17 protein-coding genes and 5 tRNA genes are annotated in these 22,409 nt (G+C 71.4%); 13 read left to right on the plus strand and 9 right to left on the minus strand.

From position 1 onward, the window contains the following. Nucleotides 1-132 precede the first annotated feature (132 nt). From ACZ4XD_RS06370 to purM, 5 genes are all read left to right on the plus strand, one after another. Nucleotides 133-639, plus strand: a complete 507-nt coding sequence (locus ACZ4XD_RS06370; protein WP_468038735.1) for an ArsR/SmtB family transcription factor — start codon at nucleotides 133-135, stop codon at nucleotides 637-639. 33 nt (nucleotides 640-672) lie between these two features. Then, the gene (locus tag ACZ4XD_RS06375) at nucleotides 673-1,518 is read left to right on the plus strand and encodes a murein hydrolase activator EnvC family protein (protein WP_468038737.1); all 846 of its coding nucleotides are present in this window, start codon (nucleotides 673-675) and stop codon (nucleotides 1,516-1,518) included. A gap of 72 nt (nucleotides 1,519-1,590) precedes the next feature. Continuing rightward, the gene (locus ACZ4XD_RS06380) at nucleotides 1,591-2,388 is read left to right on the plus strand and encodes a maleylpyruvate isomerase family mycothiol-dependent enzyme (protein ID WP_468038739.1); all 798 of its coding nucleotides are present in this window, start codon (nucleotides 1,591-1,593) and stop codon (nucleotides 2,386-2,388) included. A gap of 319 nt (nucleotides 2,389-2,707) precedes the next feature. Further along, nucleotides 2,708-4,267, plus strand: coding sequence for an amidophosphoribosyltransferase (gene purF, locus ACZ4XD_RS06385; protein ID WP_042151568.1), 1,560 nt, complete (start codon nucleotides 2,708-2,710; stop codon nucleotides 4,265-4,267). A 33-nt stretch (nucleotides 4,268-4,300) separates the two neighbouring features. Continuing rightward, nucleotides 4,301-5,395, plus strand: coding sequence for a phosphoribosylformylglycinamidine cyclo-ligase (gene purM / locus ACZ4XD_RS06390; protein ID WP_251084598.1), 1,095 nt, complete (start codon nucleotides 4,301-4,303; stop codon nucleotides 5,393-5,395). A 183-nt stretch (nucleotides 5,396-5,578) separates the two neighbouring features. Here purM and ACZ4XD_RS06395 read toward each other — a convergent pair whose 3' ends face one another. Then, a complete protein-coding gene (locus tag ACZ4XD_RS06395) occupies nucleotides 5,579-5,824 on the minus strand; it encodes a DUF3073 domain-containing protein (RefSeq protein ID WP_042151574.1) in 246 nt (81 codons plus the stop codon). Nucleotides 5,825-6,140: 316 nt separating this feature from the next. Continuing rightward, complete coding sequence (locus ACZ4XD_RS06400) at nucleotides 6,141-7,259, minus strand: Leu/Phe/Val dehydrogenase (protein WP_468038741.1); 1,119 nt, start codon at nucleotides 7,257-7,259, stop codon at nucleotides 6,141-6,143. A gap of 196 nt (nucleotides 7,260-7,455) precedes the next feature. On the opposite strand from ACZ4XD_RS06400, the gene ACZ4XD_RS06405 reads away from it, so the two are divergent. Both ACZ4XD_RS06405 and bldC read left to right on the plus strand, forming a co-directional pair. Beyond that, nucleotides 7,456-8,292 (plus strand): DUF8083 family protein, encoded by an 837-nt coding sequence (locus ACZ4XD_RS06405; protein WP_468038743.1) that lies wholly within the window; start codon nucleotides 7,456-7,458, stop codon nucleotides 8,290-8,292. A 514-nt stretch (nucleotides 8,293-8,806) separates the two neighbouring features. Then, on the plus strand, nucleotides 8,807-9,013 hold the full coding sequence (gene bldC, locus ACZ4XD_RS06410; protein ID WP_003949541.1) for a developmental transcriptional regulator BldC: 207 nt from the start codon (nucleotides 8,807-8,809) through the stop codon (nucleotides 9,011-9,013). Nucleotides 9,014-9,541: 528 nt separating this feature from the next. On the opposite strand, the gene ACZ4XD_RS06415 is transcribed toward bldC, so the two are convergent. From ACZ4XD_RS06415 to hrpA, 3 genes are all read right to left on the minus strand, one after another. Then, entirely contained in the window at nucleotides 9,542-9,775 is a 234-nt protein-coding gene (locus tag ACZ4XD_RS06415; protein ID WP_468038745.1) for a DUF6274 family protein, read from the minus strand. Between the two features lie 324 nt (nucleotides 9,776-10,099). Continuing rightward, nucleotides 10,100-10,174 (minus strand) — tRNA-Asp (locus ACZ4XD_RS06420). Between the two features lie 94 nt (nucleotides 10,175-10,268). Next, entirely contained in the window at nucleotides 10,269-14,363 is a 4,095-nt protein-coding gene (gene hrpA, locus ACZ4XD_RS06425) for an ATP-dependent RNA helicase HrpA (RefSeq protein WP_468038747.1), read from the minus strand. Nucleotides 14,364-14,592: 229 nt separating this feature from the next. On the opposite strand from hrpA, the gene ACZ4XD_RS06430 reads away from it, so the two are divergent. Beyond that, nucleotides 14,593-14,814: a hypothetical protein gene (locus tag ACZ4XD_RS06430; protein WP_468038749.1), complete on the plus strand. Its 222-nt coding sequence runs from the start codon at nucleotides 14,593-14,595 to the stop codon at nucleotides 14,812-14,814. 50 nt (nucleotides 14,815-14,864) lie between these two features. Here ACZ4XD_RS06430 and ACZ4XD_RS06435 read toward each other — a convergent pair. From ACZ4XD_RS06435 to ACZ4XD_RS06450, 4 genes are all read right to left on the minus strand, one after another. Beyond that, nucleotides 14,865-14,938, minus strand: a tRNA-Phe gene (locus ACZ4XD_RS06435). Between the two features lie 4 nt (nucleotides 14,939-14,942). Then, nucleotides 14,943-15,017: transfer RNA gene (locus tag ACZ4XD_RS06440), tRNA-Asp, on the minus strand. A 48-nt stretch (nucleotides 15,018-15,065) separates the two neighbouring features. Further along, a tRNA-Glu gene (locus ACZ4XD_RS06445) sits at nucleotides 15,066-15,138 on the minus strand. Nucleotides 15,139-15,220: 82 nt separating this feature from the next. After that, nucleotides 15,221-16,900 carry a metallophosphoesterase family protein gene (locus ACZ4XD_RS06450; RefSeq protein ID WP_468038751.1) on the minus strand — a complete coding sequence of 560 codons (1,680 nt, stop codon included), beginning with the start codon at nucleotides 16,898-16,900 and terminating at the stop codon, nucleotides 15,221-15,223. Nucleotides 16,901-17,020: 120 nt separating this feature from the next. Here ACZ4XD_RS06450 and ACZ4XD_RS06455 point away from each other — a divergent pair, with 120 nt between their 5' ends. The 5 genes from ACZ4XD_RS06455 (at nucleotide 17,021) to ACZ4XD_RS06475 (ending at nucleotide 22,291) form a co-directional block, all read left to right on the plus strand. Continuing rightward, nucleotides 17,021-17,371 (plus strand): metallopeptidase family protein, encoded by a 351-nt coding sequence (locus ACZ4XD_RS06455; protein WP_042151976.1) that lies wholly within the window; start codon nucleotides 17,021-17,023, stop codon nucleotides 17,369-17,371. A 266-nt stretch (nucleotides 17,372-17,637) separates the two neighbouring features. Then, entirely contained in the window at nucleotides 17,638-18,201 is a 564-nt protein-coding gene (locus ACZ4XD_RS06460; protein ID WP_468038753.1) for a hypothetical protein, read from the plus strand. A gap of 246 nt (nucleotides 18,202-18,447) precedes the next feature. Beyond that, on the plus strand, nucleotides 18,448-20,586 hold the full coding sequence (locus ACZ4XD_RS06465; RefSeq protein WP_468038755.1) for a DEAD/DEAH box helicase: 2,139 nt from the start codon (nucleotides 18,448-18,450) through the stop codon (nucleotides 20,584-20,586). 178 nt (nucleotides 20,587-20,764) lie between these two features. Then, nucleotides 20,765-20,840: transfer RNA gene (locus tag ACZ4XD_RS06470), tRNA-Lys, on the plus strand. 314 nt (nucleotides 20,841-21,154) lie between these two features. Next, on the plus strand, nucleotides 21,155-22,291 hold the full coding sequence (locus ACZ4XD_RS06475) for a PP2C family protein-serine/threonine phosphatase (protein WP_468038757.1): 1,137 nt from the start codon (nucleotides 21,155-21,157) through the stop codon (nucleotides 22,289-22,291). Nucleotides 22,292-22,409: the final 118 nt, after the last annotated feature.

Here is a 22,409-nt window from a genome sequence, read left to right on the forward strand (position 1 = left end):
GGCCGGGCGGGCGGTGCACTCCGCCCCGTATGACGGTCCGACGGCCCGTCCCCACCAGGGGGCGGGCCGTCGCCGCTTTCCGTGGTGGGGCGCGCCATTGCCAGAGATTACGTAATTACGTAATCTCTCACCATGGATCTGGAGCAGCGGGTGGCCGAGCTGGAGCGACGGCTGGCCGTCCTGGAGGCCGGCCGGCCGGCACCTCCGCCCGAGCGCGAGCCCGATGACGAGCTGTGGGCCCTGCGGGGCCTGAAGTCGCAGCTCGCCGAACTGGGGGCCGACAACGGCGGAGTGCTCTTCACCGGTGCCGTACGGATTCCGGCGGGGCAGCGCTACGAGTGGCAGTACGGCCTGGTCACCGACACCGTGCTGGAGCGCGACTGGGCCGCGGCCGCCGAGTCGTTCGCGGCCCTCGGCCAGCCCGTACGGCTGCGGCTGCTGCGCGAGATCCTCGGCGGCCGCTGCACCGCCGCCGAACTCACCGAGCTCGACGGCACCGGGACCACCGGCCAGATCTACCACCACCTGCGGCAACTGACCGCCGCCGGCTGGCTGCACACGGCCGCCCGCGGCCGCTACGAGGTACCCGCCGACCGCGTCGTACCGCTGCTGGTGATGCTGACCGCCGCCGGGCGCTGACGCCCGGCCACACGACCTCACGGGGGAGACGGAATGAAGTCCACCACTGAACGCAAGCTCGCCAGGAACGCCGCACGCGCCTGCCTGCTGAGCTTCCTCGTGATCTTCGTCGCGAGCTTCTTCGTCGACATTCCGTATGGGTGGGGCTGGGTCCCGCTGATCCTCTGGATACTGATCGGATTCGGGGTGAACCGCCGGGCGGCCCGCGCGGAGGGGGGCGGCGCCACGGGCCCGGTCCGCGAGCCGGTGGCGGTCACCGCTCCGGTCACCGGCCGCTGGAAGGCTCTCAACAGCCCCGCCGACAAGGTCCCCAGCCATGGCACCCGGGCCTACGGGCAGGCGTACGCGATCGACATCGTGGCGGAACCGGAGCAGGACTCCCGGCCCGGCTTCGGCTGGTGGCCCCTGGTCCGCCGCAACGAGGAGTTCCCGGCCTTCGGCGCGCCCCTGCTCGCCGTCGCCGACGCCACCGTCGTCCGTGCCGAGGACGCCAGTCGCGACCATCTCAGCCGCACGTCCTGGCCCGCGGCCGTCTACCTGCTCGCCCTGGAGGGCCCGGCCCGCACGCTCGGCGGCGCCCGCCGGCTGCTCGGCAACCATGTGATCCTCGACCTGGGCGACGGCGTGTACGCGCTCTACGCCCATCTCCGCCGCGGTTCGCTCACCGTCCGTACGGGCGACCGGGTGCGGGCCGGAGAAACCCTCGGCCAGTGCGGCGACTCCGGCAACAGCAGCGAGCCGCACGTCCACTTCCAGCTCATGGACGGCGCCGACCCGGTCACCGCCCAGGGTGTCCCGTTCACCTGGCAGGGCGTCGGCGTCCCGCGCAACGGCGAGACCTTCGAGCCCGGGGTACCGCGGACGGCACCGGTGAGCTGAGCGCCGGGCGCCCCGCCGCCCGCCTCGCGCATCCGGCAGCCCCTGTCGGTGCCGCCTCGTAGGCTGACGGATATGCATCCTGCCGCCCGGAAGCCGCGCCCCCGCCGGTACGACCCGAAGAAGACCCGTGGCGCCGTCACGGCCCAGCTCGCCCACGTCCAGCAGGCCGTACGCGCCCTGGCCCCCGGCCAGTTGGCGCTGCCGACCCGGCTCGGTGACTGGACGGTGCGCGAGCTGGTGGCGCATCTGTCCATGGCCGTGGGGAGCGTGGCGCGCGGTCTTGAGGGGCCGGTGCCGGTGCGGGCGGAGGCCACCCTGCTGGAGTGGCCGGCGGCGGCAGCCCCGCGCGCCTCCGACGTCGACGCGCGCACCCGCGCCCTGGCCGACGCACACGACCCCGTGGAACTGCTGGAGCGCACCGCCGCGCAGTTCGCCGAGGCCGTCGCGCCGGAGCCGGACGACCGGCTGCTGCCGGTCCTGCCCGGCGCGATGCCGCTGGCCGACTTCCTCGTCACCCGCTGTCTCGAACTCGTCGTGCACACCGACGACCTCGCGGCGGCGACCGGCCTGGAGATCCCCTTCGACCGCCAGGCCCTGGCCACCACCACCCGCCTGCTGGCCGACGTCCTGGCGGACCGGGCCCCCGGCGGTTCGGTGGAGCTGCGGATTCCGCCGTTCGCCGTGGTGCAGTGCGTGGCGGGCCCCAAGCACACCCGCGGTACCCCGCCGAACGTGGTCGAGACCGACCCGCTGACCTGGATCCGGCTCGCCACCGGCCGTACGTCCTGGGCCGAGGCGCTGGACGCGGCGGCGGTCAGCGCCAGTGGCGAGCGGGCGGATATCGGCGGATATCTGCCCGTGCTGAGCTGACGGCGGCGGGTCCGGCACCGGCACCCGAAGCGGGCGGCAGCCTCGGGACCTCCCCCCGACGGCGTCCGCGGTGGCGTCGCGCATCTCACACGGGGCGGGACGCGCCCCCGCGCCGCAAGATCCACGCGGTTCGCGTGGCGGGCTCCACACCCGGCGGCACACCAGGTGAGCCAAGGGATCCGAGGCGCGCGCGGGTGGTGAGCCGCCCGCCGCGGGGCGTGGGCACGTCAGGCCGCGCGCCCCCTCGTTCATGCACTCATCCAGTTCAGCGGCCATCCCCGGTTCGGATGAATGCGCGACCTGCCCTAGACTCGGTGCCGTGCCACGTGGTGACGGACGACTCAACCACGACCTGCTCCCCGGCGAGAAGGGCCCCCAGGACGCTTGCGGCGTCTTCGGTGTCTGGGCTCCGGGTGAAGAGGTCGCCAAACTCACCTATTTCGGGCTGTATGCGCTGCAGCACCGTGGACAGGAGTCCGCGGGCATCGCGGTGAGCAACGGCTCCCAGATCCTCGTCTTCAAGGACATGGGCCTGGTTTCCCAGGTCTTCGACGAGACTTCGCTCGGCTCCCTCCAGGGCCATATCGCCGTGGGCCATGCCCGCTACTCCACCACCGGTGCCTCGGTGTGGGAGAACGCCCAGCCGACGTTCCGTGCGACCGCGCACGGCTCGATCGCGCTCGGCCACAACGGCAACCTGGTCAACACCGCCGAGCTGGCGGATCTGGTTGCCGCGCTGCCCCGCGAGGGCGGCCGCGCGACCCAGGTCGCGGCCACCAACGACACCGACCTGGTGACGGCGCTGCTGGCCGGCCAGGTCGACGAGGAGGGCAAGCCGCTGACCGTCGAGGAGGCCGCCCCGCGCGTCCTGCCGAAGGTCAAGGGCGCCTTCTCGCTCTGCTTCATGGACGAGCACACGCTCTATGCCGCCCGCGACCCGCAGGGCATCCGCCCGCTGGTCCTCGGCCGCCTGGAGCGCGGCTGGGTGGTGGCCTCCGAGTCCGCCGCCCTCGACATCTGCGGCGCCAGCTTCATCCGGGAGATCGAGCCCGGCGAGATGGTCGCCATCGACGAGGACGGCCTGCGCAGCACCCGCTTCGCCGAGGCCCGCCCCAAGGGCTGTGTCTTCGAGTACGTCTACCTGGCCCGCCCGGACACCGACATCGCCGGCCGCAATGTGTACCTCTCCCGCGTGGAGATGGGCCGCAAGCTGGCCGCCGAGGCGCCGGCCGACGCGGACCTGGTGATAGCGACCCCGGAGTCCGGCACCCCCGCCGCGGTCGGCTACGCCGAGGCCAGCGGCATCCCCTACGGCTCCGGCCTGGTCAAGAACTCCTACGTCGGCCGGACCTTCATCCAGCCCTCGCAGACCATCCGCCAGCTCGGTATCCGCCTCAAGCTCAACCCGCTCAAGGAAGTCATCCGCGGCAAGCGCCTGGTGGTCGTCGACGACTCGATCGTCCGCGGCAACACCCAGCGCGCCCTCGTCCGGATGCTGCGCGAGGCCGGCGCCGCCGAGGTCCACATCCGGATCTCGTCCCCGCCGATCAAGTGGCCGTGCTTCTTCGGCATCGACTTCGCCACCCGCGCGGAGCTGATCGCCAACGGGCTGAGCGTGGCGGAGATCGGCAAGTCGCTGGGCGCCGATTCCCTCGCCTACATCTCCATCGACGGCATGATCGAGGCGACCACGATCGACAAGCCGAACCTGTGCCGCGCCTGCTTCGACGGCGAGTACCCGATGGAGCTGCCCGACCCGGAGCTGCTGGGCAAGCACCTCCTGGAGTCGGAGACCAAGGCACCGGCGAAGTCCGACGTGGACGGCGTCCAGACGCTCACGGCCGGGGTCGGCGGCGCCGACGCGCTGCGTCGCCCGTAGAGCTCGTACACACACGACACGAAGGTTCTCAGCATGTCCGCTGAATCATCTGAGCGTGCTCCGCACGCGGGCACTGGTGCCAGCTACGCGAGCGCGGGCGTCGACATCGAAGCCGGCGACCGCGCCGTGGACCTGATGAAGGAGTGGGTGAAGAAGGCCACCCGCCCCGAGGTCGTCGGCGGGCTCGGCGGCTTCGCCGGCCTCTTCGACGCCTCGGCGCTGAAGCGGTACGAGCGCCCGCTGCTGGCCTCCGCCACCGACGGCGTCGGCACGAAGGTCGACATCGCCCGCAAGATGGGCGTCTACGACAGCATCGGCCACGACCTCGTCGGCATGGTCGTCGACGACCTGGTCGTCTGCGGCGCCGAACCGCTGTTCATGACCGACTACATCTGCGTGGGCAAGGTCTACCCGGAGCGGGTCGCCGCGATCGTCAAGGGCATCGCCGAGGGCTGTGTGCTGGCCGGCTGCGCGCTGGTCGGCGGCGAGACCGCGGAGCACCCGGGGCTGCTGGGCGCGGACGAGTTCGATGTCGCCGGTGCCGGTACGGGCGTCGTCGAGGCGGACCGGGTCCTGGGCGCGGATCGCATCCGTACGGGGGACGCGGTGATCGCCATGGCGTCCTCCGGCCTTCACTCGAACGGGTACTCGCTGGTCCGTCATGTGCTGTTCGACCGCGCGGGCATGGCCCTGGACCGGGAGGTCCCGGAATTCGGCCGCACCCTGGGCGAGGAGCTCCTGGAGCCCACCAAGATCTACTCGCTGGACTGCCTGGCGCTGACCCGTACGACCGAGGTGCACGCCTTCTCGCACATCACCGGCGGCGGTCTGGCCAACAACCTCGCCCGGGTGATCCCGGACGGTCTGCACGCCACGGTCGACCGTGCCACCTGGACCCCGGGCCCGGTCTTCGACCTGGTCGGCTCGGCCGGCTCGGTCGAGCGCGGGGAGCTGGAGAAGACCCTGAACATGGGCGTCGGCATGATCGCCGTGGTCCCGCAGGGTTCGGTGGAGGCCGCCCTGACCACCCTCGCCGACCGCGGTGTGGACGCCTGGGTCAGCGGTGAGATCGTTGAGCGCGGTGACCACGCCGAGGCAGTGACCCTGACCGGTGACTACGCGAGCTGACGGACCGAGCCGTCCCCCTGGTCCGCGACCGGGCCAGGGGAGGTGCCGCCCGCACGGACAGCGGTCCGTGCGGCGGGCCCGCCCACGGTCATCCGGACAGGCATCCGGGCAGCACAGAACCCGGTCCGGGTATGCCCGGGACCGGGTCCGTGATGCTGTTATGGGTGCCGCGAGCGCAGAGACTCAAGCGCGACGACGCTGGTCCGACGAGTCGCCCTCGTCCTCTTCGTCGTCGTTGTACAGCTCTGCGTACCGTGCGTACGGGTCGTCGTCCTCGTCATCCTCGAACGGCTCTCCGTTCGGAGGCTGCTGGTTCGACTGCGTTGCACCCAGCTCGTCGGCCAGTCGTGAGAGATCCGTCCCACCGCTGCTGTACTTCAGCTGGCGGGCGACCTTTGTCTGCTTGGCCTTGGCCCGGCCGCGCCCCATGGGTCGACCCCCTCAATGACGGGGCTCGGTGGCCCCAGAGTCTTGACACGCGTTCATGGATCAGAGCGGGCTCTCGACAGAGAGACCGGCCCGTAGGGCTTTAACGGTACCTGCTTCCGCGGCCATGCGGTACGTCGCCCGCATCACCCGCCGCTCGGCACGACCGGCAAGGTGCCCCGTCCCCGCTGGTCAACTGCGATTTTAACCTGTCCTGTACGGCGACCCGCCGACGGGTGGTGAGGGATGTCTCCCTGATCACCCGTGACGGGCCGCGCAAGGCACGCTTTCCGGCCGGCAAGGCCCATTTCCGGCCGCGTCAGGCGCGCCGGGCCTCCGCCATCCGCTGTTCGGCCAGGCGATCGGCGGCCGCGGCGGGCGGAATGCCGTCGGCCTTCGCACGAGCGAATATCGCCAGCGTGGTGTCGAAGATCTTCGCCGCCTTGATCTTGCAGCGGTCGAAGTCGAAGCCGTGCAGCTCGTCGGCCACCTGGATGACCCCGCCCGCGTTCACGACGTAATCGGGGGCGTAGAGGATGCCGCGGTCGGACAGATCCTTCTCGACGCCGGGGTGGGCGAGCTGGTTGTTGGCCGCGCCGCAGACCACCTTCGCGGTCAGTACCGGCAGCGACTCATCGCTCAGCGCACCGCCCAGCGCACACGGCGCATAGACGTCCAGGCCCTCGGTGCGGATCAGCGCCTCGGTGTCCGCGACCGCGGTGACCTGCGGGTACTTGGCGCGGACCCGGTCCACCGACTCGGCCCTGACGTCCGTGATCACGACCTCGGCACCGTCCTGGAGGAGGTGCTCGACGAGGAGGTGGCCGACCTTGCCGACGCCCGCGATGCCCACCTTGCGGCCGCGCAGCGTCGGGTCGCCCCAGGCGTGCTGGGCCGAGGCGCGCATGCCCTGGAAGACGCCGTAGGCGGTCAGGACGGAGGAGTCGCCGGCGCCGCCGTTGGCGGGGGAGCGGCCGGTGGTCCACTTGTTCGTACGGGCGACGACGTCCATGTCGGCGACGTACGTGCCGACGTCGCACGCGGTGACATAGCGGCCCCCGAGGGAGGCCACGAACCGGCCGTAGGCGAGCAGGAGTTCCTCGCTCTTGATCAGGTCGGGGTCACCGATGATCACGGCTTTACCGCCGCCGTGGTCCAGCCCGGCCAGGGCGTTCTTGTAGGACATGCCGCGCGCCAGGTTCAGGGCGTCCAGCACGGCCTCCTCTTCGGAGGCGTAGGCATGGAAGCGGGTACCACCGAGGGCGGGGCCCAGGGCGGTGCTGTGGATGGCGATCACGGCCTTGAGGCCGCTGGCACGGTCCTGGCAGAGAACGACCTGCTCATGGCCCCCCTGCTCCGACCGGAACAGGGTGTGCAGAACGCCGCCGTCGGTGCCGGCGGAGGCCGGACGTACGTCAGTCACTGTGGTGACTCCCATAAGTCGCGAAGGACGCCCTCCTTCGGGTGGGGAGGGCCGGTTGAAAAGAGCGTAAGACCTGCGCGGCCGGTTGATCGGTCGGGTGCCGAGGATCACCCTCTCCCGGGGGACGGGCATGGGACGATCTGGTCGTATCGCAGGCCGGCGGGGCCCTCGGGACCTCCCGGTGGTGGACTTCCCCTTTGAAGGAGCGGGCGTGGCCCTGGCGTCGTCGGTGAAGGTCCCGTACATGGCATATCTACGGGTCTACGAGCCGCTGGCTGCGTTCCCCGAGCCGGAGCGCTCCCACTGGGCCCGCTATGCCAAGCGGGCGAAGACCCCTACCGCCCAGGACGAGCAGCGGCGGGCCCTGGCGGATCTGCTGCCCACCCCGCCGGTGCCGGTGCCGGTCCACGAGAGCGCGGACGCCTTCATCGCCGTGGTGAACGAGGTGACCTGCGTCTGCCCCTGGCGCACCCGGCTGCGCGGCTGGCAGGCCCTGGAGTCGCTGGACGAGCTGCTGCCGGCCTCGGTGCTGGACGCGGCGCTGCCCCCGGTGGTGCGCCGGCAGGCGGCCACCGACTACGAGCAGTGGCGGGAGCGCAACCCGGATGCCCGGCCCTGGATCCGCGGGGCCGCCTGGCACGTCCCGGTCCGCTGGTTCGTGCTGTTCTCCGACGGCGAGCGGGAGTACACCAAGGGTGAGCGGGAGCCGGTGCTGCGTTACCGGACGCCGATGGTGCAGGCGCGGCGGCGGGTCGCCCGGGGCCTGCGGACGCTGCGGGACGCCCTGGAAGAGGGGCCCTTGATCGACGGCCTGGTAGATGTGGGGCGCTGGCTCGAGGAATTCCATCCGCGTTCGCTCGTGGAGCTGGACTACGGCGGGCTGGTGCACGCGGTGCCCGAAGCGCAGCTCGCCGAGGACCGTTCCGCCGCCGAGGTGGCGGAGGGGCTGGCGGCGCTGCGTGAGGGGGACGGCGAGCGGGCCGGGGTCGCGTACGAGAAGCTTTCCCAGCGGTGGCGTGCGGTGCGGGAACGCCAGTTCTCCAGCTGAGGCGCCGGTGCGGCGGCGAAGTTCGTGGCGTGGCAGCGCTGTGTTCGCTTTTCGGTGGTTGGACGGTAAAGGACGTAGGTCCTGATCCGGGCGATTGCCTCAAGCGTGACCTAAAGCACTGACATCGGGTCTTGCTCCCAAGCCATACCCTCGTGCCAAAATAGGACAAGGAGCCCGACCTGGGCTCCTTCCGTCCAACTAAGGGCGGATAGATCGGTATTGCGTTCCTTGAGGGGTCTCGTGGCGGCTGATCACGCTGTGACTGATCGTCACGGTTGAGTGACTGTCCGCTATGGCACGGTCCATCGGCATCCGCCGAGGTTGAACACCTGAGAGGGCAATTCCATCGGTTTGGCCGACGTGGCTGGACAGATGGTGTAGTTGTAGTGCCGAGGACAAGCCGTTCGTCCTATAACCGACTCGGCCCGCGTCCGCCATTTCGGGCAACGTGGGTCAAGGTGCAGAATTTAGAGGAAAGAACCGTGATGGTTCGGTTCTCCCGAGGAGGCCGCTCATGACCGCTCGCACCCCTGACGCCGAGCCGCTGCTTACCCCTGCTGAGGTCGCCACGATGTTCCGCGTGGACCCGAAGACGGTGACCCGCTGGGCCAAGGCAGGCAAGCTCACGTCCATCCGCACGCTCGGAGGACACCGGCGTTACCGCGAGGCTGAGGTCCGCGCACTGCTCGCGGGCATTCCGCAGCAGCGCAGCGAGGCCTGAACAACCGCATAACCAGGACGTTTTCGGGGCCCCCAACCCGAAAGCGCCCGCTTTGTGCCACATAGCTCGACTGCTTCACCACGCTTCACACAGCTTCATACGGCGCGGCGCCTGCCCCACAGGCCCCACACCCGCTCCACTTGGGTACGTCGTCGATCGCGCTGGACTCCGCCGGGTCCAGCGCGATTTTTTTGTGTGCGCCCGCTTCAGGGCCCGTTGAGGCGGTCGGGTCGGCCTGGCGCCCACGTCGCCCCGGACGGCGGTCAGCGGGTCTCCACGGGCCCTGTGAGGGGCTTTCCGCAGGGACCCCGAGTCCCCTCTCGGAAGCCTCCTCAGGGGAGGTGCAATTGCACATATTAAATTGACCGGTTGTAGGGCGGGTGTAAGTTCCTCATCGCGCCAAACTTGTTCGGTGACACCCGTCACACGACGTGGCGCTTGAAGACGATACGGCCGCTGCGATAGAGAACCGCGCCCGCCACACCCAACAGCCTGTCACCGCACCGCGGGTGACGCGGGCGTCGGTGGTCACCGGCTCGCGGGACCTTGGTCCTCGTCCGCCGGCGGCTCACAGACGGCCCCGGACGGGTCGGCGGCGGACGCGGGCGCTCCGGGCCCGGAACGGGCCGTGTGCGGCTCCATGACGAGCCGTTGCAGCTGATGGCAGATGGGGCAGTGCCGCGTCAGATGGCGATAGCCCGTGGCGGCTGACAGATGGGCCCGCAACAGCGCCCTGGTCTCGTGCCGTACCGCAGTCGTCATGCGCATACCTCCCCGGCCCCCACGCGTTCCTCAGTGAGTACCCGCGGTACGTGCCGCCGTCAATACAGCGGGCAGTAATCCGGCTACGGTCCGCATTCGCCGGGAGGGGGCCTGGCCGGCGCTGCGGCCAGGCCCGGTGGGGTGCGGGCGGAGCCGGAAGGTGATCGGCGCCATGGCCCCCTCTGGGGCACGGCCCCCTCTGCGTGCGGCAGCGGCGGGGAGTGGGACCTGACGGGGTGTGGGGTGCCGGTGGCGGCTTCGGGCGGGCCCGGGTCCGGACAGCAGAACGGCCCGCATTCGAGGGGATGCGGGCCGTTCTCTATGCGGTCCTGACGGGATTTGAACCCGCGGCCTCCACCTTGACAGGGTGGCGAGCACTCCAAACTGCTCCACAGGACCTTGCGTTTCGCTTTCCGCTTGCGGCGGGCTGCGAAGCAAGACTGTACAGCAGGTCAGGGGGTGCGGTCGAACTCGATACCGGCAGGCCGGGTTCCTACGGCGCGGCGGCGTCCACCGCCTTCACGATGCGCTTGTCGGAGACCGGGTACGCGGTCCCCAGCGCGTGGGCGAAGTAGCTCACCCGGAGCTCCTCGATCATCCAGCGGATCTCCAGGGCCGCGGCCGGCACCGGGCGGCCCGGCGGGAACTGCTCCAGCAGCCAGGCGTATTCGTCCTGCATCTCCTTCACCTTCGCCATCCGGGTGCGGTCCCGCTCGGCGTTGGTGGGCAGCTGCTGGAGACGGCGGTCGGCGGCCACCAGATAGCGCATCAGGTCCGGCAGCCGCTTGGCGCCGTGTGCCGTCACGAAGCCCGGCTTGATCAGCGCCGCCAGCTGCTCCCTGATGTCCGTGAGGGAGGGCAGCAGCGAGGGGAACGCGGTCTCCTTCAGCCGGCGCTCGCACGCCTGCCAGGCGGCCAGCGCCTCCTGGACCTGCTGGATGGTCTTCAGCGTGACGTCCACCAGATCCGCGCGGACCTGGTCGAAGAGCTTCCGGAAGGACTCCTCGTCCCACGCCGGACCACCCCGGGCCGCGATCAGCCGGTCCGCTGCGGCGGTGACGCAGTCCTCGAAGAGCGCGGCGATGGAGCCGTGCGGATTACGGGAGAGCGCGAGCTTCTGCTGATTGCTCAGCTTGTCCTGGGCGAACTTGGCCGGATTGGAGGGGATGTTCAGCAGGATGAGCCGCCGGGTGCCCGCCCACATCGCCGTGAGCTGCTCGGCCTCGGTGTCGAAGAGGCGTACGGCGACGCTGCTGCCCTCGTCGACCAGCGCCGGGTAGGCCTTCAGCGGCTGGCCCGCACGCCGGGTCTCGAAGGTGCGCGGCAGCGTGCCGATCGTCCAGGACGTCAGCCCGGTCCGCTGCTCGGGGCCGGCCGGCGCCGGTCCGCCGTCCGCGCCGCCCTTACGGTCCCTGGCCGGCCGCTCGGCGGCCTGCTCGAACGCCTTGGAGATGGCCGCCCGGGTCTTCGGCTTGAGCTTCAGCCGCAGCGCCTCCAGGTCCTTGGCCTCGGCGAGCTTGCGGCGCCGCTCGTCGACCACCCGGAAGGTGATCTTGAGGTGGTCCGGGACCTTGGCCGGCTCGAAGTCCGCGGCCTCCACGGGCACGCCCACCATCCGCTGGAGCCCCGCGGCCAGAGAGGTCGTCAGGGCGCCCTGAAGGGGGACCGTGGAGTCCAGGAAGCGGGCCGCGAAGTTCGGTGCCGGGACGTAGTTGCGCCGGATCGGCTTGGGCAGGGACCGGATCAGCTCCGTCACCAGCTGCTCGCGCAGGCCCGGGATCTGCCAGTCGAAGCCCTCGGAGGAGACCTGGTTGAGGACCTGGAGGGGGATGTGGACGGTCACACCGTCCGCGTCCGCGCCCGGCTCGAACTGGTAGGTGACCTTGAACTTCAGCTTTCCCTGCCGCCAGGAATCCGGGTAGTCGTCCTTCGTGACGGCCTCGGCGGACTCGTTGATGAGCATCGAGTGCTCGAAGTTCAGCAGCTCCGGCTCGTCGCGGTGCTTCTTCTTCCACCAGGCGTCGAAATGCGCGCCGGAGACCACGTCCGCCGGAATGCGCTGGTCGTAGAAGTCGAAGAGCGTCTCGTCGTCGACGAGGATGTCGCGGCGCCGGGCGCGGTGCTCCAACTCCTCGACCTCGCCCAGGAGTTTGCGGTTGTCATGGAAGAACTGGTGATGGGTGCGCCAGTCGCCCTCGACCAGGGCGTTGCGGATGAACAGATCGCGCGAGGTCTCCGGATCGATCCGGCCGTAGGTGATCTTGCGCTGGGCGACGATCGGGACGCCGTAGAGCGTCACCCGCTCGTACGCCATCACCGCGGCCATCTTCTGTTCCCAGTGCGGCTCGCTGTAGGTGCGTTTGACCAGGTGCTGGGCGAGCGGCTCGATCCACTCCGGCTCGATCTTCGCATTCACCCGCGCCCACAGCCGGGACGTCTCGACCAGCTCGGCGGACATCACCCAGCGCGGGGGCTTCTTGAAGAGCGCGGAGCCGGGGAAGACCGCGAACTTGGCGCTGCGGGCGCCCAGATACTCGTTCTTGGCGTCGGTGTCCTTGAGGCCGATATGCGAAAGCAAACCGGAAAGCAGGGAGGTGTGGATGTGATCCGGCGCCGCGTCCTCCTCGCTGAGGTGGATGCCCATGGTCTTGGCGACCGAACGCAGCTGGGAGTAGATGTCCTGCCACTCGCGTATCCGGAGGTAGTTCAGGAACTCACTGCGGCACATCCGGCGGAAGGCCGAGGAGGACAGCTCCTTCTGCTGCTCGCGGACATAGCGCCAGAGGTTGAGGAAGGCGAGGAAGTCGGAGGTCTCGTCCTTGAAGCGGGCGTGCTGCTGATCGGCCTGCTGCTGCTTGTCCGCGGGCCGCTCGCGCGGGTCCTGGATGGACAGCGCCGCCGCGATGACCATGACCTCGCGGACACAGCCGTTGCGGTCCGCCTCCAGCACCATCCGCGCCAGCCGCGGGTCGACCGGCAGCTGGGAGAGCTTGCGGCCGAGCGGGGTCAGCCGCTTCTTGGGGTCCTTCTGCTTGGTGTCGAGCGCGCCGAGCTCACTCAGCAGATCGACGCCGTCCTTGATGTTGCGGCGGTCCGGCGGGTCGATGAACGGGAACTTCTCGATGTCGCCGAGGCCGGCCGCGGTCATCTGGAGGATGACGGAGGCGAGGTTCGTCCGGAGGATCTCCGCGTCGGTGAACTCGGGGCGGGAGAGGAAGTCGTCCTCGGAGTAGAGACGGATGCAGATGCCGTCGCTGGTACGGCCGCAGCGGCCCTTGCGCTGATTGGCGCTGGCCTGCGAGACCGGCTCGATGGGCAGCCGCTGGACCTTGGTGCGGTAGCTGTAGCGGGAGATCCGGGCCATGCCCGGGTCGATGACGTACTTGATGCCCGGGACGGTCAGCGAGGTCTCGGCGACGTTCGTGGCCAGCACGATCCGCCGGCCCGTATGCCGCTGGAAGACACGGTGCTGCTCGGCGTGCGACAGCCGCGCGTACAGGGGGAGGACCTCGGTGAACGGGAGGGCCTTCTTGTTGAGCGCGTCCGCGGTGTCGCGGATCTCCCGTTCGCCGGAGAGGAAGACCAGGATGTCGCCCGGCCCGGCGGACTGGAGCTCGTCCACGGCGTCGCAGATCGCGGTGATCTGGTCGCGGTCCGCGTCATGGCCGCCCTCCTCCAGCAGCGGGCGGTAGCGCACCTCCACCGGATACGTCCGGCCGGAGACCTCGACGATCGGCGCGCTCGGCTTCGTCTCCTCGTCGCTCCCGGCCGAGGAAGCGGCACGGTCCGGCGCCGCCCCTACGGACGCGAAGCTGCCGAAGTGCCGGGCGAACCGCTCCGGGTCGATGGTCGCCGAGGTGATGACGACCTTGAGGTCCGGGCGCCGGGGCAGCAGCTGGGCGAGATAGCCGAGGATGAAGTCGATGTTGAGGCTGCGCTCGTGCGCCTCGTCGATGATGATCGTGTCGTACTGGCGCAGCTCCCGGTCCGTCTGGATCTCGGCGAGCAGGATGCCGTCCGTCATCAGCTTGACGAGGGTGTCCCCGCCGACCTGGTCCGTGAAGCGGACCTTCCAGCCGACCGCCTCGCCCAGCGGGGTCTTCAGCTCCTCGGCCACCCGCTCGGCGACCGTACGGGCCGCGATCCGGCGCGGCTGGGTGTGCCCGATCAGGCCCCGGATGCCCCGGCCGAGCTCCAGGCAGATCTTGGGGATCTGCGTCGTCTTGCCGGAGCCGGTCTCGCCGGCGACGATCACGACCTGATGGTCGCGGATCGCGGCGAGGATCTCGTCCTTCTTCTGGCTGACCGGCAGCTCTTCCGGATACGTGATCTCGGGCACCGCGGCGCGCCGCTGCTCGACCCGCAGCTCCGCCTCGTCGATGCCGCCGGAGATCTCGGAGAGCACGGCCGCCCGGGCTTCCGGCTTACGGATACGGCGCGCGCCGTCCAGCCGGCGCCCCAGCCGCTGCTGATCGCGCAGCATCAGCTCGGGCAGACGTTCCAGCAGGTCGGAGAGGCCGGGAGCGGCGGTGCCGGGCAGCGCGGGAGCAGAGCCGTCGGGCAGGGCGGAGGCAGGCTGACTGGACATACGTCCCCCAGGATCTCACCTCGGATAAACGACTGGCGAACCATTTGCCCGCGCGGACGGCGCCCCGCGTTCCCCGGCGCCCGGCCGGGAACCTCCTTCGCGCCCCGGCCGGTGCACGCGGCCGCCCGTTTCCGATGCGGCGGCACCGCCGTCCGGGTGGCCGCGGGCAGCGCGGGCGGGGGCCGGAAACAGGATTACGACATGATCGCCGGTCGGCGAGAATGCCCGTATGGACAAGGGAATACGACGGATTGCGGGCATCGTCATGATGGTCGCCGGTATCGCGCTCGGCGCCTGGCTGGTCTTCGGCGCGCCGCACGACTGGGAAGGCAATGTGCGGCTGGTGAAGATGGCGATGGGCCTGGCGGCGACGGGGATGATCACCGGCGGCGCCCGGCTGATCTTCTGGCAGCCGGAGGGCGAGCCCGCCGGGGAAGCCGGCGTCGGATAGCGACGAAAAAGGCCCCGATTCGAGGAATCGGGGCCTTCTCCCAATGGGTGTGGCTGGGGCCGGGGTCGAACCGGCGACCTATCGCTTTTCAGGCGATCGCTCGTACCAACTGAGCTACCCAGCCGCAGCGGTCCTGACGGGATTTGAACCCGCGGCCTCCACCTTGACAGGGTGGCGAGCACTCCAAACTGCTCCACAGGACCTTGCATTGTGCGAAAGCGGCGTGAGCCAGTCTCGCACACGGTGATGCGTGCCCCCAACGGGATTCGAACCCGTGCTACCGCCTTGAAAGGGCGGCGTCCTGGGCCACTAGACGATGAGGGCTGGTGGCCACCTTGGCGTCGTTACCGGCGCCGTCGGGGACGTGAGAAGCATATGGGATGGGAGGACCGTTCGCCAAAACGGTTTAGCGGGGGTGTGCGGACGGGCTCCTGGCCGGGCGCGTGGAAGGGCCGGACGGGGGCCCGGAGGACGGGCCCGCCGAGGGCGGTGAACCGGACGGCGCGGGCGTGGCGCCGGGTTGGTTCTCATGGGGGAGGTGACGGCTGACCTCGGCCCGGGACAGGCCCAGTCCGCCGAGGGTGATCTCGTCCCATGCCTGGAGCCGTTTCGTCCGCCGGTCCAGATAGAGCACCGAGGCCAGGACCGGCTCGGGCTTCTTGTTGTGCACCGCGCGCAGCCCGCCGCCGCCCGTCGAGCCCTCGACCATCAGCCGGGTGCCCTGGGGGAGCAGGGTGTTCTCCCGGTGGTGGACATGGCCGGCCAGCGCCAGCGGGGCCAGGCCGTCCGCCTCGCGCACCGCGGCGGGGTTGTGGGCCAGCGCGAGGTCGACGGGGGTGCCGGCCAGCCGCTGGGTGCGCAGCGCGTCGGCGAGGTGGCCGCCGGCGGTGCGCTCGGCGGGGTCGCCGGCCGCCACCACGGAGCGGTCCGGGGTGAACTGCGGGTCGCCGACGCCCGCGATACGTACGCCGGCGACCTGGGTGACCTTGCCGTGGTCGAGGACGGTGACATGGCGTCGGCCGGACAGGTACTTCTGCGTGCCCCGGGAGTCGTGGTTGCCGCGCACCCATACGTAGGGGGCGCCGAGGGTGGAGACCGGGTCCAGGAAGTGGTTCTCGGCGGCCGAGCCGTGGTCCATGGTGTCGCCGGTGTCGACGATCACGTTGATCCGGTACTGCTTCACCAGGGAGGCGATGATCCGCCAGGCGCCGGGGTTGAGGTGGATGTCGGAGACGTGCAGGACGCGGATGGTGGTCGGGTCCGGCTGGTAGACGGGCAGCGTCGAGGTGGCGTCGTAGAGCTTGGTGACATTGGTCACCAGGCGCGCCAACTCCTTCTGGTAGACGTTGAATTCGCTGACGATGCTGCGGGCGTTGCCGACCACCGAGGGCGCCGAGGTGAGCAGGCCGGAGAACTTCGGCTCCAGTACGGACTCGGGGTTCCAGGTGGCGTATGCGGTTCCCGCGCAGGCGCCGAGCAGGGTGAGCGCCAGACCGCCGGCGGCCAGTGCGCGGCGCGGGCGGCGGTAGACGGCCAGGCCCAGCGCGGTGGCTCCGGACGCCACGGCGACGCAGGAGTGCAGCGCGAGTCCCAGGGCGCCGCGGGTGACGTCGTGGGTGACCTCGGCCTGGAGACCGGCGAAGCGTTCGGGATGGTCGACCAGCGCCTGGGAGCGGACCGGGTCCAGCCGGTCGACGTCGACATCGAGCCGGACGGGCGCGTGGTGGCTGCTCAGTTCCAGGTCGCCGAGCGGCGCGACCTCGATCCGGGTGCCGCCGGACAGTGAGGGGCGCAGCGCCATGCTGGTGTCCATCGGGCCCACGGGGACACGGAGACTGCCGATCAGCAGCAGTCCCAGACAGGCGCCGGTGACGGTGACGGCCACCAGGCCGAGGGCGGATGCCAGGGGGCGGTGCGGAGCGCCGTCGAGCAGGGTGGCGGTGGGGGTCGTACGGCGGGAGCGGTAGCGGCGGCGGACGGCTGCCGGGAGGGCGCGTACGCCGTCGAGGCCGGTATGGAGCAGCCGGTGCGGGTGGCTTTGCGGGGCGTCGGGGTTCGGTGTCCGGGAGCGCGCTGCGCGGGCCATTGGTCCCGTATGCCCGGCCGTGGCGCCGTTAAGCGAGGAGGGGCAGCTTCCGGTTGGGCTGCGGTGCGGCGGGCGGGCCGCGACGATCGGTGGGGAGGCGGCGTGGCGGAGAATGGTGGTGTGCTGGAAATGACGCGCGAGGAGTTCGAGGAACTGGTCGCCGAGGCGCTGGACCGGATCCCGCCGGAGCTGACCCGGCTGATGGACAACGTGGCGGTCTTCGTCGAGGACGAACCCCCCGCCGAGGACCCCGACCTGCTCGGGCTCTACGAGGGGACGCCGCTGACCGACCGGGGGGAGTGGTACGCCGGTGTGCTGCCGGACCGGATCACCGTCTACCGGGGGCCGACGCTGCGAATGTGCGACACCCGCGAGGACGTGGTCGCGGAGACCGAGGTGACGGTCGTTCATGAGATCGCGCACCACTTCGGGATCGACGACGAACGGCTGCACGCGCTGGGCTACGGCTGAGGGCTGTTCCGTAGGCGGGCCCCGGCAGCCGAAGGGCCGGGGCCCGGCGGGAGGGCGTTCCGGAAGCCGTGCCCGGCGGGATCGGCCGGGCCTGGTGCGTGTCCTCAGGTGGGGGGCGGGAGTTGGGCAGGGCGTCCGTGCCGCCGTCCCTGCGTTCCGGATCCGGAGGTCCCGCCGTGCGCCCGAGCCCACATCGCCCGTCCCTGACGCCGACACCGTCCCCGTCGTCGTCCCCTGCCCCTTCGTCGCGCCCTCCGTCGGTCCGGGTGCGCTCGCGTGCCGCCGCCGCGGCCGTGACCGTCTCCGCGCTGGCCGCGGCGCTGGCCGGCTGTATGAGCGTGAGCGACCCGGAGGAGCCCAAACCGTCCGGCAGCACCGCGCGGCACGACGGGAAGGACAGCTGGTCCGGCCCCAACGGGGTGACCGTGGACGGGCGCGGCGGCGGCCCGCGGCGGATGGGGCGCGACGGCGAGGCGCACCCGGCCGGCGGTAAGGGCAAGAAGGCGGGCAAGGCGTCGAAGAGCGCGGCACCGGAGCCGTCCGAGCCCGGTACGCCGTCCCGTCCGGTGCGGCCGTCGGGCCCCGAGCCGGGCGCGGACGGCGGCCACGGCGGGTCCGGCGGCCATGGCGGGCGGCCCCGTCCGGAGCCCTCGCCGACCCGCCCCGACCGCCCGGCCACCCCGCCGGCCTCGTCCGCGCCCAGTACGCCGCCCGCGCAGCCGACCCCGCCGGCGAGCAGCCCCCCGCCACCGCCGAGCTCCCATGCCTCCGGCCCGTCCCCCGTCTCGCCGATGGCCTCGCAGTCGGAGCTCTACGACGAGGAGGCGTGAGGGGTTTCGGGCGGGGCGGGTAGCTTTGTCCGGGGGCGCGGAGGGCCTGGCCAGAAGGTCATTTGCCATCCGGGGGGCGGAGTGCGTATGGTGGTAGATCGTTTGATCCCATTTGCCCGGCGCCAGAACAGAAGCGCGCCGCGTGGCGCGTTCTCTCCCTTGCCGTGGCTGACCGCATAGAGGCGGTCTTGTGAAACACACGGAGTTTGGGCGCGTGCCGAGACTCCGGAAGGTTTCGCATTTCGCATGTCCATTTCCACTGAGCAGTCCGTCATGCCCGCAATCGACGAGCAGACGGCCCCCGAGGTGACGGCGGCCGACGAGTCGCCCGAGACCGACACCGTCACCTTCGCCGACCTCGGACTGCCCGAGGGCGTCGTCCGCAAGCTCGCGCAGAACGGCGTCACCACCCCCTTCCCGATCCAGGCCGCGACCATCCCGGACGCGCTGGCCGGCAAGGACATCCTCGGCCGTGGCCGCACCGGCTCCGGCAAGACGCTCTCCTTCGGTCTGCCGACCCTGGCGCAGCTCGCCGGCGGCCACACCGAGAAGAAGAAGCCGCGCGCCGTCATCCTCACCCCGACCCGTGAGCTCGCGATGCAGGTCGCGGACGCCCTCCAGCCCTACGGCGATGTCCTCGGCCTGAAGATGAAGGTCGTCTGCGGCGGTACGTCCATGGGCAACCAGATCTACGCCCTGGAGCGTGGCGTCGACATCCTCGTCGCCACCCCGGGCCGGCTGCGCGACATCATCAACCGCGGCGCCTGCTCCCTGGAGAACGTCCAGGTCGCGGTCCTCGACGAGGCCGACCAGATGTCCGACCTGGGCTTCCTGCCCGAGGTCACCGAGCTGCTGGACCAGGTGCCCGAGGGCGGCCAGCGGATGCTGTTCTCCGCCACGATGGAGAACGAGATCGGCACCCTGGTCAAGCGCTACCTGACCAACCCGGTCAGCCACGAGGTCGACAGCGCCCAGGGCAACGTCACCACCATGACCCACCACGTCCTGGTCGTGAAGCCGAAGGACAAGGCGCCGGTCACCGCCGCCATCGCCGCCCGCAAGGGCCGCACCATCATCTTCGTCCGCACCCAGCTGGGCGCCGACCGCATCGCCGAGCAGCTCGTCGAGTCCGGTGTGAAGGCGGACGCGCTGCACGGCGGTATGACGCAGGGCGCGCGGACCCGGGTGCTCGCGGACTTCAAGGACGGCTACGTCAACGCGCTGGTCGCCACCGACGTCGCCGCCCGCGGTATCCACGTCGACGGCATCGACCTGGTCCTGAACGTCGACCCGGCCGGTGATCACAAGGACTACCTGCACCGCTCGGGCCGTACCGCCCGCGCCGGCCAGTCCGGCACCGTCGTCTCGCTGTCGCTGCCGCACCAGCGCCGGCAGATCTTCCGGCTGATGGAGGACGCGGGCGTGGACGCCTCGCGTCACATCGTCGGCGGCTCCGGTGCCTTCGACGAGGACGTCGCCCGGATCACCGGCGCGCGCTCGCTCACCGAGGTCCAGGCCGAATCGGCCAACAACTCCGCCAAGCAGGCCGAGCGTGAGGTGAGCGAGCTCACCCGTGAGCTGGAGCGCCTTCAGCGCCGCGCCGCCGAGCTGCGCGAGGAGGCCGACCGGCTGACCGCCCGGGCCGCCCGCGAGCGCGGTGAGGACCCGGCCGAGGCGCTCGCCGCCGCTGCCGAGACCGCCGCCGCCGAGGTGGCCGAGGCCGCCGTTCCGGCCCAGGCCGGCGCGGCCGACGAGCGCCGCGACGACCGGGGCAACTTCGAGCGCCGCGACCGTCGTGACGACCGCTCCGGTGGCCGTTCCTTCGACCGTGACCGCCGTGACGACCGGGGCGGCTTCAACCGTGACCGTCGCGATGACCGTTCCGGTGGCCGTTCCTTCGACCGTCGTGACGACCGTTCCGGTGGCGGCTTCAACCGCGACCGCCGTGACGACCGGGGTGGTTTCGGCCGTGACCGTCGTGACGAGCGTTCCGGTGGCCGTTCCTTCGACCGTCGTGACGACCGTTCCGGCGGTGGCTTCAACCGCGACCGCCGTGACGACCGTTCCGGTGGGCGTACCTTCGAGCGCCGTGACGACCGTTCCGGTGGCGGCTTCAACCGCGACCGCGGCGACCGTCCGAGCCGCCCGTTCAACCGTGACGACCGCTCCGGCGGCCGCGCCACGGGCCGTTCCACCGGTGGCTACCGCTCCGGTGGCGGCGACCGCCCGTTCAACCGTGACGACCGCTCCGGCGGCCGTCCGTCCGCCGGTGGCCACCGCTCCGGCGGCGACCGCCCGTACGGCCGCCGTGACGACCACCGTGGCGCCCCGACCGGCTCCTTCGGCCGTCGCGAGGACAAGCCGCGCTGGAAGCGCAACGGCTGATCACCGACGCTGATCCGCGGGGCCCGTACGCACACAAGTGCCGTGCGGGCCCCGCGCGTTGTACGGCCCACCGCAGGCCCCGCCGGCCCCGCCGACCGGCCTCCGGGCACCCCGCAGAATGGCTTGATCCGTAATGCCTTCGGGCTGCGGCACCTCCTCGGGCTATGCTGCTCGGTGCGGGCCATTAGCTCAATTGGCAGAGCAGTGGACTTTTAATCCATTGGTTCAGGGTTCGAGCCCCTGATGGCCCACCAGAAGCGGGACGGGAGACCGTCCGGCCGGATGCAGTGCCCCGAGGGCCCGGACCGTGTGTGGTCCGGGCCCTCGGGCGTGAGCGGGGTGCCGGGCGGGCCTCAAGTGCCCTTGAGCGGGGCGCGCTTGGAGGCGGGGGCGGGCAGCCTCCCGGGCTTCCTTCGCCGCCCGCGCGCTGCCTCCCCGGACGGGCCCGTGACCCGTCCGGCCCCCGATGAGTCGCCGCCCCGGCCCGTACCGGCAAGCCTGGGGACGTCGAGGCGACCGGCACGGCGGTCCCGTACGGACGGGCGGGAGTGGGGCGAGGCCGGTGCGGATGCTCCGAGGTGAGGCGCCCCCTGAGGCCGACGGGGAGCGCTGTGCCCGGCTGGTGGGGTCCGGCCGGCTGCTGGTGCGCCGGCTTCCCGTCCTGCTGATCGTCGGCGGTGTCGCCTTCGGCGTGGGGACGCCCGCCGGCTACACCGCCGCCCCCTTCTTCTCGGCCGCTCCCCTGGTCGCCGCCCCGCTCTTCGTCTTGCGCGGCACCGCCCTCACGGCCCTGGCCGCCGTGCTCGGCGAGATCTGGGTCGTCCTCTATCGCGGCGGCGCCGCACCGGACCACGGCGCGTCGGCGACGGAGGTCGCCATGGTCCTCGTCGTCGCCCTGGCGGCCCTCGGCATCAACCGGATCGTCCGGAGCGCCGATGTCCGCCCGGCTTCCCAAGGGGACGTCTCGGCGGCCGTCCAGCGCGCCGTCCTGCCCACGCCGCCCGAACGGCTCGCCGGGCTCGCCATCGCCGCCCGCTATGTGGGCGCGCGGGTGGCGGACCGGAGCGGTGGCGACCTCTATGCGGTGCAGGACACCCCGCACGGCGTACGGCTGCTCGTCGGCGACGTACGGGGCAAGGGGCTGGACGCGGTGCGGACCGCGGTGATCGTCCTCGGCGCCTTCCGTGAGGCGGCGGAACAGGAGCGCACCCTGGAGGCGGTGGCGGGCCGGCTGGAGCGGGCGCTGCGACGGGAGGACGGACGGCGCGACGGGGTGGAGCAGGCCGAGGGCTTCACCACTGCCGTCCTGGCCGAGATCCCCGCCAACGGGCCGTCCGTGCTGCGGGTGCTCAACCGGGGCCATCCCTCCCCGCTGCTGCTCACCCCGGACGGCGGGCTGCGCGAGCTGCTCCCCGAGGCGCCGGCGCCGCCCCTCGGGCTGGGCGAGATGGCACACCGGCCGGACCGGCCGGACGAGACGTTCTTCCCGGCCGGGGCCCTGCTGCTCTTCTTCACCGACGGTGTGACCGGCGCCCGGGACCTGCTCGGCCGCTCCTACAACCCGTCGGGCAAACTGCGCGGCTGCCGGTTCCCCGGCCCGGACGTCCTCGTGGACACCGTTGTGGAGGATGTGGCACGGCATACGGGCGGTGAGTCGGCCGACGACATGGCGCTGCTGGCGGTGCAGCGGCCCATGGGGGTGTAGGCGGTGGCCCGTGGGGCGACTCGGTGGGCGCGGGCTCATGGGGGCCCGCGTATGACGGGACCCGCGTATGGGGGACGGGCGGGCGTACGGCGGGCTGTGCGGGAGCCGGGCCGCACAT

The sequence above is a fragment of the Streptomyces sp. NPDC029466 genome, from assembly GCF_055574515.1.

What these genes read in the sequence shown, in the direction of transcription:
- ACZ4XD_RS06370 (WP_468038735.1), top strand. Translation starts at nt 133, where the DNA reads ATGGATCTGGAGCAGCGGGTGGCCGAGCTGGAGCGACGGCTGGCCGTC.
- ACZ4XD_RS06375 (WP_468038737.1), top strand. Translation starts at nt 673, where the DNA reads ATGAAGTCCACCACTGAACGCAAGCTCGCCAGGAACGCCGCACGCGCC.
- ACZ4XD_RS06380 (WP_468038739.1), top strand. Translation starts at nt 1,591, where the DNA reads ATGCATCCTGCCGCCCGGAAGCCGCGCCCCCGCCGGTACGACCCGAAG.
- purM (WP_251084598.1), top strand. Translation starts at nt 4,301, where the DNA reads ATGTCCGCTGAATCATCTGAGCGTGCTCCGCACGCGGGCACTGGTGCC.
- ACZ4XD_RS06395 (WP_042151574.1), bottom strand. Translation starts at nt 5,824, where the DNA reads ATGGGGCGCGGCCGGGCCAAGGCCAAGCAGACAAAGGTCGCCCGCCAG.
- ACZ4XD_RS06400 (WP_468038741.1), bottom strand. Translation starts at nt 7,259, where the DNA reads ATGGGAGTCACCACAGTGACTGACGTACGTCCGGCCTCCGCCGGCACC.
- bldC (WP_003949541.1), top strand. Translation starts at nt 8,807, where the DNA reads ATGACCGCTCGCACCCCTGACGCCGAGCCGCTGCTTACCCCTGCTGAG.
- ACZ4XD_RS06415 (WP_468038745.1), bottom strand. Translation starts at nt 9,775, where the DNA reads ATGACGACTGCGGTACGGCACGAGACCAGGGCGCTGTTGCGGGCCCAT.
- hrpA (WP_468038747.1), bottom strand. Translation starts at nt 14,363, where the DNA reads ATGTCCAGTCAGCCTGCCTCCGCCCTGCCCGACGGCTCTGCTCCCGCG.
- ACZ4XD_RS06430 (WP_468038749.1), top strand. Translation starts at nt 14,593, where the DNA reads ATGGACAAGGGAATACGACGGATTGCGGGCATCGTCATGATGGTCGCC.
- ACZ4XD_RS06450 (WP_468038751.1), bottom strand. Translation starts at nt 16,900, where the DNA reads ATGGCCCGCGCAGCGCGCTCCCGGACACCGAACCCCGACGCCCCGCAA.
- ACZ4XD_RS06465 (WP_468038755.1), top strand. Translation starts at nt 18,448, where the DNA reads ATGTCCATTTCCACTGAGCAGTCCGTCATGCCCGCAATCGACGAGCAG.
- ACZ4XD_RS06475 (WP_468038757.1), top strand. Translation starts at nt 21,155, where the DNA reads ATGCTCCGAGGTGAGGCGCCCCCTGAGGCCGACGGGGAGCGCTGTGCC.